The 21352-nt window shown below is 35.1% G+C and carries 26 protein-coding genes and 1 pseudogene; 12 read left to right on the forward strand and 15 right to left on the reverse strand.

What is annotated here, in order from left to right:
- Positions 1–25: 25 nt before the first annotated feature.
- Positions 26–511 (reverse strand): DinB family protein, encoded by a 486-nt coding sequence (locus CS937_RS04225; protein WP_099157216.1) that lies wholly within the window; start codon positions 509–511, stop codon positions 26–28.
- A 263-nt stretch (positions 512–774) separates the two neighbouring features.
- Between CS937_RS04225 and CS937_RS04230 the strand changes: the two genes are divergently transcribed.
- The 3 genes from CS937_RS04230 (at position 775) to CS937_RS04240 (ending at position 3258) form a co-directional block, all read left to right on the forward strand.
- Positions 775–2013 carry a hypothetical protein gene (locus CS937_RS04230; RefSeq protein WP_099157217.1) on the forward strand — a complete coding sequence of 413 codons (1239 nt, stop codon included), beginning with the start codon at positions 775–777 and terminating at the stop codon, positions 2011–2013.
- A 72-nt stretch (positions 2014–2085) separates the two neighbouring features.
- Entirely contained in the window at positions 2086–2289 is a 204-nt protein-coding gene (gene yppF, locus CS937_RS04235; protein ID WP_099157218.1) for a YppF family protein, read from the forward strand.
- A 102-nt stretch (positions 2290–2391) separates the two neighbouring features.
- Entirely contained in the window at positions 2392–3258 is an 867-nt protein-coding gene (locus tag CS937_RS04240; protein WP_099157219.1) for an SDR family oxidoreductase, read from the forward strand.
- Positions 3259–3701: 443 nt separating this feature from the next.
- Here CS937_RS04240 and CS937_RS04245 read toward each other — a convergent pair whose 3' ends face one another.
- From CS937_RS04245 to CS937_RS04285, 9 genes and pseudogenes are all read right to left on the reverse strand, one after another.
- Positions 3702–4271: a DUF4256 domain-containing protein gene (locus CS937_RS04245; RefSeq protein WP_099157220.1), complete on the reverse strand. Its 570-nt coding sequence runs from the start codon at positions 4269–4271 to the stop codon at positions 3702–3704.
- A 123-nt stretch (positions 4272–4394) separates the two neighbouring features.
- Positions 4395–4589, reverse strand: a complete 195-nt coding sequence (locus CS937_RS04250) for a hypothetical protein (protein WP_099157221.1) — start codon at positions 4587–4589, stop codon at positions 4395–4397.
- Positions 4590–4754: 165 nt separating this feature from the next.
- Complete coding sequence (locus CS937_RS04255) at positions 4755–5411, reverse strand: HAD family hydrolase (protein ID WP_099157222.1); 657 nt, start codon at positions 5409–5411, stop codon at positions 4755–4757.
- Positions 5412–5570: 159 nt separating this feature from the next.
- Positions 5571–5801, reverse strand: coding sequence for a DUF3953 domain-containing protein (locus CS937_RS04260; RefSeq protein WP_099157782.1), 231 nt, complete (start codon positions 5799–5801; stop codon positions 5571–5573).
- 285 nt (positions 5802–6086) lie between these two features.
- A pseudogene (locus CS937_RS04265) lies at positions 6087–6468 on the reverse strand (hypothetical protein).
- Between the two features lie 420 nt (positions 6469–6888).
- Complete coding sequence (locus CS937_RS04270) at positions 6889–8364, reverse strand: alpha-amylase family glycosyl hydrolase (protein ID WP_176555747.1); 1476 nt, start codon at positions 8362–8364, stop codon at positions 6889–6891.
- Positions 8365–8488: 124 nt separating this feature from the next.
- Complete coding sequence (locus CS937_RS04275; RefSeq protein ID WP_099157224.1) at positions 8489–9502, reverse strand: NAD(P)/FAD-dependent oxidoreductase; 1014 nt, start codon at positions 9500–9502, stop codon at positions 8489–8491.
- A gap of 27 nt (positions 9503–9529) precedes the next feature.
- Positions 9530–10552, reverse strand: a complete 1023-nt coding sequence (locus CS937_RS04280; protein WP_099157225.1) for a FecCD family ABC transporter permease — start codon at positions 10550–10552, stop codon at positions 9530–9532.
- A complete protein-coding gene (locus tag CS937_RS04285; RefSeq protein ID WP_099157226.1) occupies positions 10552–11565 on the reverse strand; it encodes a FecCD family ABC transporter permease in 1014 nt (337 codons plus the stop codon). Before CS937_RS04285 ends, CS937_RS04280 begins: the two co-directional genes overlap by 1 nt.
- A gap of 224 nt (positions 11566–11789) precedes the next feature.
- Between CS937_RS04285 and CS937_RS04290 the strand changes: the two genes are divergently transcribed.
- Positions 11790–12758, forward strand: coding sequence for an iron-hydroxamate ABC transporter substrate-binding protein (locus CS937_RS04290; RefSeq protein ID WP_099157227.1), 969 nt, complete (start codon positions 11790–11792; stop codon positions 12756–12758).
- A 391-nt stretch (positions 12759–13149) separates the two neighbouring features.
- On the opposite strand, the gene CS937_RS04295 is transcribed toward CS937_RS04290, so the two are convergent.
- Positions 13150–13518 carry a YisL family protein gene (locus CS937_RS04295; RefSeq protein ID WP_099157228.1) on the reverse strand — a complete coding sequence of 123 codons (369 nt, stop codon included), beginning with the start codon at positions 13516–13518 and terminating at the stop codon, positions 13150–13152.
- Between the two features lie 200 nt (positions 13519–13718).
- On the opposite strand from CS937_RS04295, the gene CS937_RS04300 reads away from it, so the two are divergent.
- A complete protein-coding gene (locus tag CS937_RS04300; RefSeq protein ID WP_099157229.1) occupies positions 13719–14915 on the forward strand; it encodes an ornithine--oxo-acid transaminase in 1197 nt (398 codons plus the stop codon).
- A gap of 211 nt (positions 14916–15126) precedes the next feature.
- Here CS937_RS04300 and CS937_RS04305 read toward each other — a convergent pair whose 3' ends face one another.
- Positions 15127–15576: a GNAT family N-acetyltransferase gene (locus CS937_RS04305; protein WP_099157230.1), complete on the reverse strand. Its 450-nt coding sequence runs from the start codon at positions 15574–15576 to the stop codon at positions 15127–15129.
- A gap of 194 nt (positions 15577–15770) precedes the next feature.
- Complete coding sequence (locus CS937_RS04310) at positions 15771–16955, reverse strand: DUF418 domain-containing protein (RefSeq protein ID WP_099157231.1); 1185 nt, start codon at positions 16953–16955, stop codon at positions 15771–15773.
- Positions 16956–17077: 122 nt separating this feature from the next.
- On the opposite strand from CS937_RS04310, the gene CS937_RS04315 reads away from it, so the two are divergent.
- The 7 genes from CS937_RS04315 (at position 17078) to CS937_RS04345 (ending at position 19981) form a co-directional block, all read left to right on the forward strand.
- The gene (locus tag CS937_RS04315; RefSeq protein ID WP_099157232.1) at positions 17078–17290 is read left to right on the forward strand and encodes a spore germination protein; all 213 of its coding nucleotides are present in this window, start codon (positions 17078–17080) and stop codon (positions 17288–17290) included.
- 15 nt (positions 17291–17305) lie between these two features.
- Entirely contained in the window at positions 17306–17518 is a 213-nt protein-coding gene (locus CS937_RS04320) for a spore germination protein GerPB (protein ID WP_099157233.1), read from the forward strand.
- 70 nt (positions 17519–17588) lie between these two features.
- Positions 17589–18173: a spore germination protein GerPC gene (gene gerPC / locus CS937_RS04325; protein ID WP_099157234.1), complete on the forward strand. Its 585-nt coding sequence runs from the start codon at positions 17589–17591 to the stop codon at positions 18171–18173.
- Positions 18170–18343, forward strand: coding sequence for a spore gernimation protein GerPD (locus CS937_RS04330; protein ID WP_099157235.1), 174 nt, complete (start codon positions 18170–18172; stop codon positions 18341–18343). The genes gerPC and CS937_RS04330 overlap by 4 nt, the downstream gene beginning before the upstream one ends.
- Positions 18344–18376: 33 nt before the next feature.
- Positions 18377–18766, forward strand: a complete 390-nt coding sequence (locus CS937_RS04335; RefSeq protein WP_099157236.1) for a spore germination protein GerPE — start codon at positions 18377–18379, stop codon at positions 18764–18766.
- 49 nt (positions 18767–18815) lie between these two features.
- The gene (locus tag CS937_RS04340) at positions 18816–19034 is read left to right on the forward strand and encodes a spore germination protein (protein WP_099157237.1); all 219 of its coding nucleotides are present in this window, start codon (positions 18816–18818) and stop codon (positions 19032–19034) included.
- 251 nt (positions 19035–19285) lie between these two features.
- A complete protein-coding gene (locus CS937_RS04345; RefSeq protein WP_099157238.1) occupies positions 19286–19981 on the forward strand; it encodes an undecaprenyl pyrophosphate synthase in 696 nt (231 codons plus the stop codon).
- A 122-nt stretch (positions 19982–20103) separates the two neighbouring features.
- Here the strand turns inward: CS937_RS04345 and CS937_RS04350 are convergent, their stop codons facing one another.
- Both CS937_RS04350 and CS937_RS04355 read right to left on the reverse strand, forming a co-directional pair.
- Positions 20104–20661, reverse strand: coding sequence for a hypothetical protein (locus CS937_RS04350; RefSeq protein WP_099157239.1), 558 nt, complete (start codon positions 20659–20661; stop codon positions 20104–20106).
- Between the two features lie 3 nt (positions 20662–20664).
- Positions 20665–21300 (reverse strand): SCO family protein, encoded by a 636-nt coding sequence (locus CS937_RS04355; protein ID WP_099157240.1) that lies wholly within the window; start codon positions 21298–21300, stop codon positions 20665–20667.
- Positions 21301–21352: the final 52 nt, after the last annotated feature.

Here is a 21352-nt window from a genome sequence, read left to right on the forward strand (position 1 = left end):
GTTTTCTTCTACCATACATGAAGCATTAACGATTTGCATGTATGGTTAGACCCCGTCTAATTAAGTTAGCTGAAACTGGCTTTTTCCCGACTTCCCTGGACCAGATAGACAACTGTCCGATATGGTGAATTTCATGAGCTATCACATGTCGCATTACCTCACCCCAAGTAAACGTTTCAATCGTTCCATCTGGCAAGCGATCTTCCAAAACACGATTCTCCATACTGTTATTCCATTGGTTAACAAATTCCTCTACTTCTGGTCGAAACGTCGTGTCTAACTCTCTGACTTTTTTCAAACTGCGATAATGATCAAAATTTTCTTGAAAGTCATCTTTCCCTTGTAGAAAACGAATCCAACTCCATTCAACATCAGCAATGTGAAATAGAGTATGTAAAATCCCTCCTACTCCTCCTGTTCTGACAAGCAAAAGTTCATCTTCTTCTATCTGCTCACACCACTGATACCATTCTTCTCTTACCATCCAGTTGTAGCGAAACATTGTTTGCAATAAGATCCCTCCACACTATTGAAAAATCTTTTCCATTAACTTGCTCCTTATTAATAGCAGAATTTATAAAAAAGCACTTCCTTTTAAATGAAACAAAATTCAAAAAGTATCACTTGAATTATAGAATAACATATAGACACAATAATTTTCTCTAATCTGTCACAAAAATGTTATATTTTTTTGACATTATGTTCTAAACTATTGCATCTTTTGTCCCGTTTTACGAGAATAATAATAGTTGGATTTAAGGAGGTATCAATACGATGCCACGGCTTTTTGTACATTTAACATTTTTATTATTTGTTATTACAGCTTTTTCTGGATTATGGATGCGACTTTACCATTTTAGCCCAAACATGACCATCCCCTATACAAACATCATGCACGGACATTCGCATTTAGCAATTTTAGGGTGGGCATTTTTAGGAGCATTTATTGTATTCTTAACTATTTTTTGGAAAACTATCAAGCGAAAGACACAAGCAAAAATCGTTACAATTGTACTATTTGTAACGTCATTTTTAATGTTTATTTCGTTTATATACCAGGGTTATGGACAGTACGCTGTTATTATGTCTAGCATCCACATTTTTGTAGAATATTGGGCAGCTATTTTTATATATTGGGAAGTAAAATTGCAAACAAGTATCCCAAGAGCTAGTAGATATTTTATCAATGGTTCGTTACTTGCCTTAGTTATCTCTGCCATTGGACCGTTTTCACTTGGTTTTATTTCGACAAATGGGCTCCGGGATAGCTATGTGTTTGATATGGCCATTTACTTTTATTTACATTTCCAATACAATGGATGGCTATATTTATTTTTAGTTGGATTATTTATAAGTGCGATGCATTTCAAACGAATTAGATTCAACCATTCTATCTTAGAAGCGGGATTTTGGGTTTATTTTCTATCCTTGTTTCCAGGGTATTTTTTATCGGTTCTTTGGGTTGAGTTAGGGAATTATAGTCAGGTATTGGCGACGATTGGTGGTATCGGACAGTGGATTGGAGTATTTGGTGTTATTATTGCATTTAAAGGAATATGGGTTCGTTTATACAGAGAATTTCATGATATAACGGTCATATGCCTATGGATCACCTTTTTCTTATTAATTGTTAAAAGTACAATGGAACTTGGATTGATCTCACCAACAATGGCAAGTCTTGTATACGAGACAAGAAGCGTTATCATCGGCTATTTACACTTTACGCTATTAGGTTTCGTTAGCACATTCATTTTGACACAATTTCAATTAATTGGGATTATCAATATACATAAACAACTAATGCAAGCGGGATTCTTAATCTTTTTTATTGGGTTTTCAGTAAATGAGCTATTTTTATTTGGGGATGGATTTGCCAAGTGGTGTGGATTCAGTTCCATTCCTTTTATATCTCAAGGTCTACTAGGTGCCAGTGTCCTGCTAGTTATTAGTATTGCAATTATATGGATATCCTATAGTTTAGCAAAGAAAAACAGTACAGCTAGCATAAACTAGCAAATAGCCTCATATATTTCAGAAAAGCGAACTTTTGGATATGCTTTTGTGAAATACAGGAGGAGGCTGTACATGCAATTAACTGAATTAATCGAGTCCTATGAACGTGATAGCAAGCGAAGATTTGAATCTATTAACCAGCTTTTGGATCACTATCAAAACAAGTACATTACAGAAGAAATTGATTTACTAGCTTATAGGGAAATATATAACTTTTTAGACAAACAAGGTGCAACATCTTCACATGAATATGTATATGAAGGAAAGCGGTCCTAAACATAAAATTTGTTTAGGATCTTATTTTTTTGTGCCTAAATAAGATTGAATTACCTTAATAAGGGAATGGATAATTATATACTAAATTAGGAGGTCACGTTCATGGCACAAACCAATAAAAAACAAACTCCACCGGCGCAAAAACAGCATAGACAACCTGGACTTGAATCTAAAATGCACCCGGAACCAGAATATATAAAAGAACATTACGAGGCAAGTAATAAATTAAGAAGCAAAGTTGCGATTATAACAGGTGGAGATAGCGGAATAGGACGAGCTATTAGTGTTCATTATGCTAAAGAAGGGGCAGAGATTGTAATTGTTTATTTAGACGAGCATGAAGATGCTAATGAAACAAAGCGCTTAGTTGAACAAGAAGGTCGAGCTTGTCTACTAATAAGCGGAGATGTAGGCAACCAGGCATTTTGCGAATCTGTTGTTACGCAAACAATCGATCAATTTGGTAAAATTGACATTCTAGTAAATAATGCGGCAGAACAACACCCACAAACTGATTTTATGAATATTTCAAGTGAGCAGCTTGAACAGACATTTCGGACAAATGTTTTTGGAACATTCTATATGACAAAAGCTGCATTACCAAACTTACAGGAAGGTAACACAATTATTAATACGTCTTCCATCACTGCATACCACGGAAATAAAGATTTAATTGATTATTCAGCAACTAAAGGAGCTATAACAAGCTTTACTCGTGCATTATCACAGCAAATCGTTTCAAAAGGAATTCGAGTAAATGCTGTAGCACCAGGACCGATATGGACACCACTAATTCCATCTACTTTTAGTTCAGAAAAAGTTGATGAATTTGGCGGTAACACACCGATGAAGCGGTATGGAAATCCAAGTGAACTAGCCCCAGCATATGTTTATTTAGCAAGTGACGATGCTAGTTATGTCACTGGACAGATGATACATGTTAACGGTGGGAGCATTGTTAATGGGTAACGTCATAAAGATTTAAATTCAAATTAAACCTGTGCATTTTTTATTTTCACAATAGAGGCTGGGCTATAAGAAAAATAATCAATTCTTATTACGAACACTGTACAATTTAGCAGAGGAAATATACGTAGACTCCAGCGGGAGGAACGCATAGGTAGTGAAACTCCGAAGTGCGTTGGCACAAAGAGGCTCACCGACCGACCGCGGAAAGCGAAGTATATTTCCGAATTAGTTGCACCAACGATAATTTCTAGTTATTCAGATTTTTCTTTGATAAAAACTCTTTTATCCTAGCCTTTTTGAATCATTCTAATTTACTTTTGATATTTCTTCCATCTGTTATAGTTATAAACTAATTGTGTTGTCGCTGTCCAGTAATGAATCATTGTGCAGAAGAACAAAATTCCCTAAGTTGTTCGATCTCAAATTCAAATGTATCTGTTTATTTAGACTCTGATCGAACCTCGGAACCCTCTGGCACCATAGTAAGATTCCGCACCGTTGTGATACACAAAAACGTGCCCATAGCGAAAATCGCAAAAAATAGCACCGCCGAGCTCTCTAATATCAGGGGGTGTTTGCACCCAACTTGATGTCTTCTTATCAAAGTTTTCAAGTTTCTGCAACGCTCGATATTGTTCTTCCGTTAAAAGTTCAATGCCCATGTCAGTAGCCATATCAATAGCGTTATTTTCTGGTTTATGTTTTTTCCTAGACTCCAGCGCCGCGCGATCATAACAAACACTTCTGCGGCCTTTAGGACTTTCTGCTGAACAATCATAAAAAATGTATTTATCCGTCTTCTTATCATGACCAACTACATCCGGTTCACCGCCTGTTCTTTCCATTTCATTTAGCGACCACAGATTTTCAGTATTAGCTTCCAGCTTTGCTTGGATTTTAGTCCATACAAGACCTTCATGACGGTGCATGTTTTTTTCAAAACGGGCATGCAATGCTCTTAGTAATTCTTCACGTTGTTCTAGTGAAAGTTCCTTTTTATTTCTCTTTGACATGTTTGTTTCCCCCTTATTGTATAATGGCTTTAGTTTATGTAAATATTTGTTCTATATCGAAACACCCGACTAACTGTAATTCCGCAAATCTACAGCTTTTCTTGATTCAATTCATAATAAAATTTAAAACTGGATATTTTGAAAAAGTGAAATGGTCAGTACTAGTGTTAATAAAGAACCTGCGGACATTAAAGTTATTAATTTTCGTCCATTCTTCTCTTCATTCTTCTCTTCTGAGGACTTTACAAGCTCTTGAGACACCGCACCCCATATAACCATAGATACTAAAGCTACTATAGAAATGACATCTGTAGACATAGTTGCTATCTCCTTTTATATTTTTTAGCACAAGAACCTCATTCTAAGAGTGTGATAAATTCCTCTACAAAAAAGAATTTGACATTTAATCCACCTAATATTCCCACTTTGAGTATTACTCATTATAAAAATGTTGTGAAGTAAAACAACTTCTGATGATGCTTATTATGTAATATAACTTAATAATCTATTAAAAGAATTGATCTCGGCATATGGTTTTATATCGGTATCATTCTTGATCATATGAGGATTGAACCATATGCCCTTTATATTTGCATTTTGACAACCATCAATATCCTTTTCTATGTTATCTCCAACGAATAATGCGTCTTCTGGCTGCACATTAAGCTTATTTAATGCTAATTCAAATATGCGTTTGTCAGGTTTATTAAATCCCACTTCTTCAGAAATAATTATTATATCAAAACAACTATTTAAATTAGTGTTACTTATTTTAGCTTTTTGTCTCTGAGTTGAGCCGTTTGTTATAATTGCAACTTTAACATGCATCTTTATGGTATTTACGATATTTATAGTATTTTGGTTTATAGAAAAACAATGAGGAAAATTATTATTCCAAAAATCTTGAATGTAATTGCGTGGCAATCTATATTTTGGTGGAAATTCATCAAAAAATGATTCCAAAACTTTTATTTTATCACTATTGCCATAGCCTCTATTATCATATTCTTTGAATTTGCGCAACATTTGGTCTTCTACTGAATGCTTAACATCCTTATAACACTTTTCTAAAATAATTGAAAACATTTTATCTACTGCCTTATTCCTATTAAGTAAGGTGTCATCTAAATCAAACAACATTGCTTTGTAACCTCTCAAATAACTTCACAGCCTTTCTCACATTATATAAATAACCCCTAAAATCTGTAATTACTGAAAATCTTTTTCATTAATAAAACCCTTTAACAACATCATATTACCTTATTCAGTAATACTTCTTTAATATACTCTTCTGCAAGGTTAGATTAATAAAGTATATATTGAAACAAAAAGGCTAAATCCAGTAACAAAGAAAAGTGTAATGGCAGTTGCCTTTCGTTTTTCTTGAAATTCAGTAATACCAATAATCAAAAGCATTATACCTAATAATAGCAATGCATAAGGCATTATTACTCCAGATGTACCAGTTAGCAAACCATAACTTGATAAAGCAACAACAATAATGGATAAGATAATTCTAAGTATTTTCAATGATATATCCTTCCCAAAAATAAAGTTCCTCTCAACTTCGTGCTTAATCATATCATTTAACACTATTTATTTGGGTGAAATCAAGATATTTAAGAACGTAGGTTAATTGAATAATGGTATTGCTTTCCCTCCACTTTCATTTAAATATTTCGCCCCAACTAAATTTTCTCTGACATTTTTCACATTTTTATATATTTGTAGTCCTCCCATCCCAAATTATTTTGCCAGTTAATTGAACAAGGGAGCAATCCTTAATTTAAGTAAAGCAACAGTTGAAGAAAAAACTTATTTTTTTACCCATATTGCTTTTGTATAAGCTATTCCCATTCCCGTCCTTTCCATATTATTTTGACTGACGGAGCCAAATTTTGCTTGTCCTACAATTAAATCACACTTTTGTGAAACCAGCTTCACTTAAGCAGGTTAGTAATTCTGAAGAAGTATGAGCTGGGGTTAGTTCAAATCGAACAGGGATCTCTTTTTGCTTGTAAAAATCTATTATCTTATCTATTTGTTTTTCATCGCCTTCTTTTAACCCTTTTACTGTATTAAAGGATGGACCTGGTATGTTCTTTACCGAAAATGCTGTTGCATTCCCAAACTTTTGAATTTCTACACACATCGGGTTCCCTTGCATTTTTTGAATTTCTGTTAGTCGAGAACTCAACGTTTAAATTTCTGAATTTTCCAACCGTAAAGCCAATTCTCTATTCATAACTAAGCTCACATTTTCACTTCCCAAATATAAATAATTAGTGCATTAAACATTGAGATAAAAACATTCTCTACTTAATAAACCAACTTGCGTCGTTAGTATAAGATCAATCTTTCATAATCTCTAGTACATTAATTTTAACATAACTATATTTTTAAAAACTTAATATTTGAATACTTTAAAATAGAAATCTTGGTTATTCAACAAATTGACCAATACTTAAAGAAAAGGATCAATCTTTTATTTTTAAGTCTCTAGTTAAACTTACGCACCTACCATTCTTCACGATAGCTACTATTCTTTAAAGCAAAAAACACACGTTATTTCCCATATGAAATAACGTGTGTTTATGAGTTGTATCCGTTACAAAACTTATTGACTTCTCTTCCGGTGTTTTACACTTAACGCTACAATAAACAAAACAAAAATTAAAAATACGCCAACAACTGCGGTTATATACATCCAGTTTAAACCTTTATCCTTTTCCGTAATAAAGATTTCAACTGACTCCCTGTCGAGTCCAATTTTGTACTTTCCATCTTCATTTTTTCGAACAATGTTATCCCCAAGCAAACCTGTTAACTGCATTCCTTCAGGGACATCCTCTACAAACACTGATTTTGTTCCAACATCATTGTTCATTGCTATGAAAATAGTTGTATCTTCATCGTATCGTTTAAATATACTCATTGCACCATTAGAATCCACTAGCTCAAACTTACCGTGTGATAATACTGGAAATTGCTTGCGGATTGCTGCAATCTTATTAAAAAAATCATGTAAATCTGGATCACTATTGTTAAATTGTACTAATCGTTGAATTTCTTCTTGTGTATCGCCATCCATCGGTATTTCCGAACCTTGATAAATGAATGGTACACCTGGGGCTGTATACAAATATGCTAATGCTAACTTCCAAGTCGTTAATGGATTTTGTCCATTTTCAACAATTTCGCGAGTGAAGCGATCAGTAAATTTATTATCAATATACAATAGACCCGTTCTCTTTCCGCTTTCTTCCCACTTTTTATAAATGTCTGATGGTGGTGTACCAACATTAGTTAATACATTTACCATAGCTTCCTGCATAGGTCCATATTCAATTAGTGGAATTCCTGCATCTAAATATTCATCTGATAATTTGTCAGGGTTAAGCACACTTCCCGTCAAATAAATATCCGGTTTAACTTCTTTTACATGGTCAATAAATTGTTTCAAAAATGGAATAGAGGTCTGTTCAATCGCATGTAATTGATATCCATCTATACCAGTTTCTTTTAACCAAAAGTCTGCAGCGTCAAGCAACATTTGCTTCACTTCTGCATTTTCTTGATTTAATGTAACAGTACCATCCAGCCACAATATATCGGCAGTTGTATTTGGTTTCGTTTTACTTGAATCGTCCGCGAACTGGTGATTCTCTGACACATAATTTGGTACAAATTCCAGAATAACTTTTATTCCTCTATCATGCGCTTCTTCCACTAGTGTCTTAACATCATCTAACGTACCAAATTCCTCTTCTACCTTAAAATAATCTTCTATCCAATAACCATGATAACCATTAGGGGAATTTTCCATAATGGGAGACAAGGATATTGTTGTGAACCCTAGTTCTTTTATGTAATCTAACTTATCAATAATACCCTGAATGTCTCCTCCATGATATGCATTCGGATCATCAATATCGACCTGCTTATCACGTGAACGATCTATATTGTTAAATCGGTCAACAAAAATAGAATAGATGACCTGTTCCTTTACCTGATCTGATTCTTCTGCATTAATTGAATCGGTCCAACTAAGAAGAAGCGGTATCATTAATACGAGTGTTGCTAGCTTTTTCATACATAGTTCCTCCAGATTATTATTCATCCTCTGTTTATTATTGACGATTCTATCTATTAGTCAATGGTTTCCATCCAATTGTTAAAAATACTTCAAAATTTAAGCTAAACCACATGTGAGTAGTTTAGCTTTTATCTTGAAAAGACTCCATATTCGTTGAAAATAACGCTTTTAATTCTTCGCTTGGTGCAATGTGCAGCTTAGCACTATTTACTGCGATTGGTCCTTCATTAAATCCTCCAGCAATCAAATGTAGCTTATTTGGATAATTTGCTATGTCCCCTACTGCAAAAATGCCTGGTATTGATGTTTGCATAGTATTGTCTACTTTTATAGTACCATCAGCCATGTCACATCCCCATCCAGCAATATCTCCTAAGTCAATTGCAAACCCATGATTGACGATAAGATGATCAGATGAAATTGTTTGTTGTCCCTTTGTTTTTACATTTTCAATTACGATATCTGAAATAATTTCACCATCTCCGTTTAATATGACAACCTCATAGGGTGTTAATACATTAACAGATGAATTTTTCATTTTTGAGATATTACTTTCTATTCCTGAAAACGTCTCTTTTCGATAAATTAACGTTACTTCTTCAGCAATTGGCTCTAATTCATTCGCCCAATCAATCGCGGAATTACCACCACCAGAAATAACTATCTTTTTACCTCGAAATTTTTCAAGATTACGTACAGTATAATGCAAATTGCCACTCTCATATGTAGTAGCCTCTGGAATATCTAATTTTATTGTTTTTAAACTGCCAAACCCTGTTGCTAAAATAATTGTTCGACTGTAGTGCTCTTCACCATCATTTGTTCGGACGATAAAGTTTCCATTTTCTAATTTTTGGAGTGTCGTCACTTGCTTCCCTAACACAATAGTTGGATCGAACGTCGTGGCTTGTTCGATTAATTGTTCGGTAAATGTATCCCCGGTTACGGCTGGAATCCCTCCGACATCACGAATAATTTTTTCTGGATAAAAATAAGATACCTTTCCTCCTAAAAATGGAAGATATTCTAATATTTTTGTTTTCATTTCTCGCATTCCACTATAAAATGCGGTAAACAATCCAACAGGTCCCCCGCCAACGATTGTAACATCGTATAGTTCTAATTCCTTTTCCATAAGTTCAACCTCCAGTGTCAATCTATCCTACTTCGTCTTCATCAATAAATACACAAAGTATGGTGTACTTAAAATCGCAACAACGATACCGACTGGAATTTCGGTTGGTGCAAGTACGTTTTTACCAATAACATCCGCCATCATGAGTAACAATGCGCCGATGAGCGTTGATATTGGGATGATTCGTTGGTGAGTAGGTCCAACAATTCGTCTTGTAATATGTGGTACGACTAAACCAAGAAACGCTATCCCACCACCTGCAGCAACACATGCACCAGCGAGTGCGACTGCCAATATTAATAGTAAGCGGCGCTCATGTTCAACCTTTGACCCTAATCCAGCCGCTACATCATCACCTAAGTTTAGCACGTTTAAACCATGAGCCTTATGTAGCGTATATGGAATTAAAAATAAAATCCACGGTAACAGTGCCAAAACAAAATTCCAGTTTGCACTCCATATATCTCCCGCAAGCCATACTGTTGCCTGACGGAAGTCCTGTGGGTCCATTTTAAGTTGAAAAATAATAAGCGCTGCACTAAATCCTGCATTAACACCAATCCCCACTAATATTAACCGAATTGGATTGACGCCATTCTTCCATGCCAATGTATAGATAAGAAATGCGGCAAATACCGCTCCTATCAAAGCAAATATCGGCATGATAAATGCTGATATCGAACTCGTCATGGAAAGCGTGTCCTGGAAGAAGTATATAAATAACACGACCGCAAGACCCGCACCTGTATTAATTCCTAAGATCCCAGGATCAGCAAGGTCATTTTGCGTCACACCTTGTAAAATCACTCCAGAAACTGCAAGACCTGCTCCAATTAATAAAGCGAGTATAATACCCGGTAAACGGAACTCAAATAAAACTAGCTCCTGCTTTTCCGTACCAAAATTAAAAAGTGTTTTTACAACGTCGCTTGGTGAGATCGGAATAACACCCGTGCTTAAACTAATAAAAAACATCATGATTAGTAAAGCGATGAGTAGTATTAAAATTGATACATATCGTTTTTGTTTTATAGCCTGTGGTTTCGCCATTATTTTCCACCCCCACTACCGCGTGCTAAATACAGGAAGAATGGTACACCAATTAGTGATGTTATTGCCCCTACTGGCGTTTCAAATGGAGCATTCACTAATCGTGCAACAACATCCGATAAAACTAATAAAAGCGCACCAAATAATGCGGAAGAAGGGATAATCCAACGATAATCTGTTCCCATAATAAATCGTGTAATATGTGGAATGATAAGTCCAACAAATCCAACCGTACCCGCAATCGATACAGCTGCACCTGTTAATATTAATACCGTTACAATTCCTAGGGCTTTTATAAGAATATTGTTTTGCCCAAGTCCTGTTGAAACATCTTCACCAAGGCTAAGTACGGTAATGGACCTGGAAATAATTAATGCCAAAAACATTCCGATTCCACCGGTAATAAGCAAAATATGAATGGATGTCCAATTTGTTCCTGATAGTCCGCCAGCAAACCAAAAGCTCATTTCCTTTTCAAGCTGAAAATGGAGTGAAATAACAGACGAAATCGAGCTGAGCATTGTTCCAATAGCAACTCCAGCGAGTGCAAGCTTTACAGGTGTTAATCCGCTTGTTGAAAAGGATCCAACTAAAAAGACTAGCACAACAGCAATACCTGCACCGACAAAGGAAGCGAATGTTAATCCTAAATTAGATACCCCTGGGAAAAATGCAAGCATAATTACTAATGTGAATGCTGCCCCATCGGTAACCCCCATAATAGATGGTGATGCTAATGGATTTCGTGTCATCCCCTGCATGATGGTACCAGACACAGCTAAAAATGCACCAACTAATGCTGCTGCAAATGCTCTAGGTAAACGTAATTCCTGTATGACCTGATGTGTAGACAAATCAGGATTAAATGAATTGATTGCTTGCCAAACGGTGGATAGTTTAATATCAACCGCACCATATGAAACGGATAAGGCAATTGAAAAAAGTAATGCAATAATAGCAATACCATTAATAAGTAATTTAAGTATTCGCGAATGATTGATGTAAGATAGCATGATATTCCCCTGACTAAACAAACTACTTTCTATTTTTAATTATGTAGTTAATTTGATTAAGAATCATTATCAATTAAAATTATAATGGTATTTTAGACTCACTGCAATGTTTTCTATTTTGTAATACTTACATCTTAATAAATTGTTGAAAAAATATTGACACCTCAAATGAAAATGATTATCATTACCATTAATAAGGGATTTTTCAAAAGGAGAAAATACATATGAGATCAACAAACTACCGTTTTTTATTAATTGGAATTCTATTCGTTTTAGCACTTATCGTTTCAGCTTGCGGGAATGATGATACTAAATCGGATGATACCGATAAAAACACTGATAAAGAAACACCTTCTGAAGTTACACTTGATAGTAAAATGGGAGAAGTCACAATACCTGCAAATGTGGAACGTGTAATTGCACCATATCATGAGGATGCATTATTAGCACTAGGTGTTACACCAGTTGCAAAATGGGCAATTGGTACAAGTGTTCAGGATTATTTAGAACCCCAACTAGAAGATGTACCTAAAATCGAATGGAATCTTCCACTTGAAAAGGTTCTCGAAAGGACTCCAGAATTAATCATTCTAGAAAGCAATCTAGATAGTTATGAAGGTTCTATAGAAGATTATCAAAAAATTTCAGATGCGACCTATGTTATGACAGAAGAAGTTACAAACGATTGGCGCAAACAAGTTGAGTTATTCGGTAAAATGCTTGGAAAAGAAGATAAAGCTAAAGAAGTGCTAAACAATTACGATGAAAAAGTTGCTAACGCTAAAGAAAAGCTAAATGAATCAATTGGTAACGAAACAGTTGCAGCAATTTGGGTAGCCGGTAATAAATTTTATTTATTTGAAAAAAATCGCCATAGCGCAGAAGTTCTCTATTCAGAACTTGGCATTAACCAGCCTGAATTTGTAAAAAGTTTGGGGAAAGCAGATTTGGCACAATGGAATGCCTTATCTATGGAAAAACTATCTGAACTTAAAGCCGATCATATTTTCCTTCTAGCACTTGAGGGAGAACAAGGCATTGAAACACTTGAAAATAGTAAGGTATGGCAAAGTATCCCCGCCGCTCAAAACGATCACGTATACATTATGAACGATCCAAGCTTTTGGACGAATAAAGGTTTAATTGCATCAGAAAAAACAATCGATGCAGTTGTAGATACGTTAATAAAATAAAAAAACAGGTTTCTGTTCGATAAGAACGGAAACCTGTTTTTTTACCCTTTTGAAATTGTGTGCTCTTTCCAGGAGTTGCGCGGTTACTCCAGATGTTGCACGTTTATCCTCAGGGATTGCGCGGTTACTCTCGATGTTGCACGCTTATCCTCGGGATTGCGCGGTTACTCTCGATGTTGCACGCTTATCCTCGGGGATTGCGCGGTTACTCTCGATGTTGCACGCTTATCCTCAGGAGTTGCGCGGTTACTCTCGATGTTGCACGCTTATCCTCGGGATTGCGCGGTTACTCTCGATGTTGCACGCTTAACCTCAGGGGTTGCGCACTATTTCCTAAAGTTGCGTGCCTGAACTGCGTTGTTGTTGCACAGTTTTTAGCTGCTTTTCATCTTTATGGTAGTAACCCAAGTGGCAAACGGCCAAATCCTAAAATCATTGTTAGCAATACAGCAATCACTAACTGGATCCACCATCCTTTTGTTGCTTCTTCTCGTCCTGACTTCATACTAATCATTTCCATTGCAAAAATTGCCCAGATACCTGCAAGTCCTTTAAAAATGGCTTCCCCCATCATTGGACTTCCGCCAAAGTAATTTGCAAGTAATGATCCACCTGAATATAAAATTAGTAGATAATCCAAACGTAATATCATTTGTATAATTTTAGCGCCTTTTGCTTTTCCTTGTTTATGTAAAATAACAACTACAATAAATAAGATAAATGCAAGCGCCCATGCAGTTATGTGTAAGTGTGTATTCATCTAAGTTCCTCCTATTTCATTGTTAGTTTTTACAGTGCTTAATTTTCTTTGCATACTAAATCAATAATACCATGTCCTACACAGAATTCATATGAAAATTACGTGAACATTTATTACAGGAAGTAAAACTAACTGAAAACTGTTATAATAAATTTGATTGCATTTTTCACTCAAAATTTATCGATTTTCGGAGGGATATTATGTCACAAAACAGTCAACAAATCATTGATCAAACACAGGAATATGGCGCGAAGAATTATCACCCACTACCTGTTGTGATAGCAAAAGCAGAAGGTGTTTGGGTAGAGGATCCTGAAGGTAATCGCTACATGGATATGTTAAGTGCATATTCAGCAGTTAACCAAGGACATCGCCATCCCAAGATTATTGAAGCATTAAAAAAACAAGCAGATGCAGTAACACTAACCTCACGAGCATTTCATAATGATCAACTTGGACCGTGGTATGAAAAAATTTGTAAACTTACAAACAAGGAAGCAGCTTTACCAATGAACACTGGAGCAGAGGCTGTTGAAACGGCATTTAAAGCAGCAAGAAGATGGGCATATGATGTAAAAGGTGTCGAGGAGAACAAGGCAGAAATTATTGCTTGCGAAGGTAATTTCCACGGCAGAACAATGACAGCGGTTTCCTTATCATCAGAAGCTGAATATCAACGTGGGTTTGGTCCCATGTTACCAGGAATCAAATTAATCCCATATGGTGACATTGACGCGTTAAAAGCAGCAATCACCGAAAATACAGCTGGCTTTTTATTTGAACCTATCCAAGGTGAAGCAGGTATTGTCATGCCTCCAGAAGGTTTTCTAAAAGAAGCATATGATGTATGTAAGGAAAATAATGTCCTATATATTGCCGACGAAATTCAAGCAGGACTTGCTCGGACTGGGAAAATGTTCGCTTGCGACTGGGAAGATGTAACACCAGATATTTTAATTTTAGGAAAAGCTCTAGGTGGCGGTGTTATGCCAATCTCATGTATTGTGGCCAACAAAGACATCTTGGGTGTATTTAATCCTGGATCACACGGTTCAACTTTTGGTGGAAATCCATTAGCCTGTGCTGTTTCCGTCGCGTCACTCGAAGTTCTTGAGGAAGAAAACTTAGCGGAACGTTCATTAGAATTTGGAAACTATATGATGAATGAACTTAGAAAAATCGATAATCCAATGATTAAAGAAGTTCGTGGTAAAGGATTATTCATTGGCGTTGAACTTACTGAAGCTGCACGTCCATATTGTGAAGCATTAAAAGAACGAGGATTATTATGTAAGGAAACACATGAAAATGTTATCCGCTTTGCCCCTCCATTAGTTATTGAAAAAGATGATTTGAATTGGGCTATTGATCACATTAAAGAAGTTTTGAAAGGGTAAAAAAGCTCAACGCAAGACCGCAGAAAGCGTAGTATTTTCCCATAGCGGTCGCAGTTTCTGTGAACAGTAATAAAAAATGCGAAAAGAGCCTTAAAATAAAATGACCATCAATTTATATTAAAATCTGATGGTCATTTTTATTATAAAATTTAGGGATTTATAACTTAAACCTTAAGTCAAGGTAACGAGCGTATTAAAAACAATCAAATTACTAATTTATATATTTCACAACCGCCATTTCTTTACCAAACCTATCACCATTATCCACAAATCCCAAACTTTTATATAGATTATGAGCTCCTATATTTTCCGGATAATAGCCTACAACAATTTTAGCATTTGGTAATTTAGACATCTCTGTGATCATTAGTTTAGTTGCTGCCTTACCAATACCCTTGCCTTGGAATTCCTTATCAACCATTATTCTGTAAACCCAATAACCTTCAAGTTCCTCTTCTACTGAATTAAACATTAAAAAACCAACTACTTTTTCTTCAAAATAGATAGCATATGGTCTTAATGTTGGTTCAAACTTGGATTGTGCTATTGAAATAGTATTTGATTCCATGTATTTTGCTTGTTCTGTTGATACCTCTAATTCACAGCATTCGTACCAGTTTTCTGCATTTAACTCTACAATTTTTACATTACATGTACGCATTATTTTCCCCTTTCAAAATTTGGGGAAACGCTAAACAACTTTGTTAATTAGGCGCTATCCCCTTAAGTTTAGTAACGATATAAATTCTTTTGTTTGTCATAATGAACGCCTCCCTTAACAAATATTGCCTAAAATTAAGTCAATGAATTTTTAGACTCTTTCATAATAACATATTTCTATCCATAATCTTATACTTATTTATTTTCAACCTCTCTTGTTCGAAACGGCTGTATTTTTAAATAGGTAAGACTTCGCCATATCCATTCCAATGGCCCAAAACGAAACTGGGAGAGCCACCATTTGCTTAGTAAAATTTGCACTACGAAAATCAGTACTACAATACCGATACTTACAGACGGCGTAACAGATCCATACCACCCTAAACCTACCCCGTAAAACAAAAAGAAACTAATCACCGACTGTAAGATATAGTTTGTTAATGACATTCGACCAACATATGTGAATGGTTTTATAATTTTGTTCCCGAGCTTGCCAGTTGCTAATAATGTTATTGAAAATAAATAAAATAGTGCTGATGCGGCTCCACCAACATTATCCTGAATAAAGTAGAACCATTCTGGATTTCCGTATAAATAAGGACCCATTTTTAAGAAAACGAAAACGATTAAACTAACAGACCAGCCTATTTTTACTATCCGCTTATTTTTACTAGGCGTGTGTAACCACCGCTTTCTAGCAATATACATCCCAAGTAAGAATAAAGGTAGCAACGTTGTAAGTGAAAGAAAGCCCGAGAAAATTCTATTTGCATAAAACCAGTCATTTGCATTTTGCTTCAAAATAACAGACAGATCATCACTTCGATAATGCATTTTTGCAAGATAAATTGCCCCAACATCATAATCTTGCAGGTAGAACCTTACCTCGTATAATAGCTTGGAAACATAAAAAACAACCCCCCCTAATAATAGGAAAGCCCATATCAACAAAGTTTTATCCGAGCGATTTAGGAATGCTATCAACAATAATCCAAACATACCATATGATAATAAAATGTCCCCACTCCAAACGAAAAACGCATGAATGAAACCGAAACAAATTAATATAAATAGTCTTCTAAACATTAACGGATGCACATCAATATGTTTTAACACCAACCGTTCCTTCATTATTTGAAAACCAAACCCAAATAATATCGAAAATAGTGTATAAAAGCTTGCCTGAAAGAAGATATCTTTTACAGTCTGTGTGAATTGATCAACAGGTTCTGTCCATGCATCTTCTGCCCCACCGTAAAAAAAATAAGGCGCGGAAAATATGCCGATATTAACAATAAATATTCCAAAAATAGCAAAGCCTCGTGCTGCATCAATCCATGTTAAGCGTTCGGATTCTTTTAAAGGTGAAGCTTTTTCCATGAAGTTCACTTCCTCCAAAAATAGATACTCTTTATAATTTCTACAGCAGTTTGAATTTTTCCTTCAGATACCTTCAACAAATTAGTGCATTCACATAAACTACATACGAAGGAGGAATTGTTATGCCAGCAAAAGTAGGAGCAGTTAAAGTCATCACAGTCGCATCATCAAGCATTTTCAACATTGGAGATGTATATTCCATGTGCCCTGAGAGCTCCGCAAAAACCTATGCTGGTGGTGGCTCCTTTAATACGGGCGATGGAATTCATATTGAACTTGCAAATTCTAATACGTATGTTTATGACAAAGACAAAGTTGACCAACCAGTAACGTAACGGAGTGAATTTGACATGAGTATTACAATTCATCAATCCATCAGTATATATATGATAAAAATTGGTGCGATAACCAACTCTTCTGTTTTACAGATCGGCAGCACCGGCAGTATCCAAGCCCAGTCTGATATATACAACACAGGAGGGTATACAGAGCCTGCAGAAGAAGCTGTGCCTTTGGGTCAACAGCCCCCTCCCATGATCCCACTATCACAATCAGCCCAATAATAGCACCATTTTTTCATTTACACATACACTAATCATAGGTCTTTGCCTAGTATGAAGGGGGACTCTTTTTATGAATGGAAATGAATGGACCAATTATGTTTATGATCTTCACCAGTATATTCAGAAACAGGATCAAGAAATAAACCAATTAAAATCAAGAGTAACTCAGCTAGAACAGGACATTCGGGACAAAAATACAAATACAATAGAAAAAATCGAATACCATTTTGATCAGTTAAAGATAGAAAATTTAGATGGGACACTACACATCGGTCTTTCACCGAGTGATTTGGCAAATATCGAGGATTTAGGGGTTCCAAAGGAAAATCAACCTAACTATCAACCTCCGATGAAACAACAGTTACAATCGGACCTAAGTCAGTATTTGCAGCAAACAGGGCCATCTATGATCCGTGATTTAGCAACTCAATATAATAAGCCTGTGGACAATGCATTTCAATCAATGCTTTTAGATGATATTGAAAAGCAACTTCCCCATCGAATAGCTTTTTATGAACAAGAAGCCAAAAACAAGAGGGGGATGCGGTCTGAAGAATCATTACAGACCTATATAACAGATCAAATTAAAAATGAAATCTATCAATCTCTTTTAAAATATATGCAAAAAAATGAACAAAAAGGAGAGGAAGAATGAATATAGAAGTTCATAATTGGGGATTAAACGTAGGTAATGTATGTATAGACGCCCTATCTGCCTCATCTATTTTTCTTATAGGAGATAATGACGAAATGACTTTATCATCTTTTTTTGATACTCCACCTGAAGCGTTTACAGTTGGTAATATCGTTCCGTTAGCTCCATAAGCCACATATTTAGAGAAATTGTAGGAGGATTTGATGGAAAAGCGAAACGTAAATGTTAATTACATTAAAGTAAATTCCGCCTCATTTAGCTCCATCCTTTCAATCGGTGATACAGCATATGCAGGGCCGAAATCCCGAGGAATTGCAGTACAAAAAGAAGGTGCAATTTTCACGAAAAAGGATGAAGTACAATTTAAAAACTATGATTTATTTAGCAGAAAGGCAACATGGCCAAAAAAAGCGAAGCATGTTCGCCAGCACATCCATCATCACGAACCAAATATAAATATGGAATATGCATCATTCATTGGAATAGGTAGCTCATCGATCTGTCAAGTTGGAAGTATTGATAAAATATGCGCTGAAGCACGATTGAAACATTTCCGTATACTAAGAAATAATGAATCCCACACAAAGAAATAAATCAATCATATCTTATTCTAAGAAATAAATTCTTGAAGAAGGTGTAAAAATGCCGTCTATTGTTGGACCGTTAAAAATAAATAGTATTGGTGGTGGAGTCGTTAACTTTGGCGATTCCTTCTACTTATCTCCAAAAAGCACTTCTAAAACCAGTGCTGGATCCGGATCATTGAATACTGGTGACTTTATTTGTACAAATACTGGTCTAAGCTCAACGAACCCAATTGATCCAGACGTCAATGATCAGAATGTAACTGCAAACGCTTAATGTTTGTTACGCAACAATTATAAACAGGAATAATCAATGGAAATGACTATCAATATTTATTTGATAGTCATTTTCTATGACAGTATTTACGCTCTAAATTTTATGTTAAAGAATAATAATTTATTGCAAAACGATAAAATTTATCATATGATATAGCTACATTAAATAGTGAAATGCTTTATGACTACATGGTTTAATAATTATTTCGAAGCTTGCTTACTAATAATCTTTTTTAAATCAGGGAGGTTACTATGAATTCATATATTCCTAAACATGTTGCAATAATGATGGATGGAAATGGCCGTTGGGGAAAAGCTAGGGGGCTTACCCGAAGTGAGGGTCATTTTGCTGGTGCTCAAACCATGCAAAAAATTATCGACGCAAGTATGGAATTAGACATAAAAATACTAACCCTATATGCTTTTTCTTCAGAGAACTGGACAAGACCTAAAGAAGAAGTTAATTATTTAATGAAGCTACCAGTAAAATTTTTTAATAAAAAATTACCTGAATTTATGAAAAGAAATATTAAAATACTTATTTCAGGAAATATTTCAGCCCTTCCAAGGCCAACAAAAAAAGCAGTTAGTAAAGCGGTTGAAGAAACTAAGAATAATGATGGAATCATTGTTAATTTTGCATTTAATTATGGTGGAAGAGATGATATTTTACAAGCGATACGTAAAATAATTGAAAATGTGCAAAATAAGAGAATTGAATTAAATAACGTAAATGAAGAATTAGTACAACATTTTTTATATACAAAGGGACTACCTGATCCAGAATTAATTATACGAACTGGTGGAGAAAAAAGAGTGAGTAATTTTCTTTTATGGCAATCTTCTAAATCAGAATTTTACTTTTCTGACTTCTATTTTCCAGATTTTAATAAGGAGTTACTTAGTGAGGCAATCATTGAATTTCAAAAAAGGACTTCTAATTTGTAAAACCAATTAATATATAAGAATTCACTCTGTTATGATGTTTTATTGTATATCATAACTTACTAAAGGCACCAGAATGCGATGCCTTTAGTAAGTTTATATTCTTTAACCACAAATCTTGCTATTTATTCAAATTCCGATTGATCACCGAAAATCAATTGTACAATATAAATAATCATACATGCTGCCAGCGTCACGTATCCCCAACCGAGCGTTATTTGGTCAACTCTCAAGTAGTTATTGCATATTTGATCATCCACTCCAATAAATAGCCATCCCATTAAAATAAACAGTATTATAAAAATGAGAAAAACGATGTTCTTGCTTACCGATCCTAGTTTTCTCCAACTATCCCTTAACGGTATCCCTGCTAAGAATGGTAAACTAATAAATTTAAATATTTCTGATGCGTACACTGTTAATGCTTCATCCATTGTACGCGGAATCATCCAGTATACGAGGATAATAGAAAATAGTAAGATCCCAGGAATCCCATTCCTATTCCACTTGTAGAAAAACGCAGGAAAACGAACTTTAAAGAAACGTGCCATTAGAAATCCAGAAAAAATCAACAGCGGCATTTGCAAATGCATATGGATAATCATGATTGATTCTAACAACGTTGCAACTGGAGGAAGAGTTAAGAAAACAAATAACAGCAAACCATAAATGAATTGTTTCATAAATTAATCCCCCGCTTCGTTTTCAAGAATAGATACAACCTTACTAGCAGTTTCCTTAATTTTCGTAAAGTCCATCATTTCTTGTAAATGACCTTTTTTCCCTATCAAATAAAATGCGGTATTATGCGTGAAATTTCCGTTTCCATCTGGGATAACAATAACACCAAGCTCCTTCAGCAACGTGTCTAATTCAGCTTGATCCGTAATGCGTGCCATACGCCATGTTTCTCCATCACTACCAAAATACGTTCTATATTTTGCTAATATTTTAGGGTTATCTCTTGCTGGATCAAAGCTAATACTTAAGAAGACGATATCCTCACCCATATATTTACGTGGTATCAAGTCATAAACTTGAGCCATGTTCATTTCTAATTGTGGACATACCGTTTTACAGCTTGTATACATAAATGTAAGAAATACATATTTATCATTACCAAATTCCTTAAACGTATAGGTTCTCTCTTGACTATCCTCCAATGTTACAGATGGAAACTTCGGTTTATCTTGTAATAGTTCATACGTTCTTGCGCTTTCCGCTGTATATGCTCTAAATCCATCAGTTTCAACATAAAACAATATGCTACCAAATAAAATCACAACGATAATTGCTAGTGTATTTTGATTATTTTTAATCATAATAATCACCATCCCTTAGCAAATGCTAAATGATAGAATTCGGAAGTCAGAA

Origin of the sequence: Virgibacillus ndiopensis, assembly GCF_900187325.1 — a bacterium.
Taxonomy (GTDB): domain Bacteria; phylum Bacillota; class Bacilli; order Bacillales; family Amphibacillaceae; genus Virgibacillus_E; species Virgibacillus_E ndiopensis.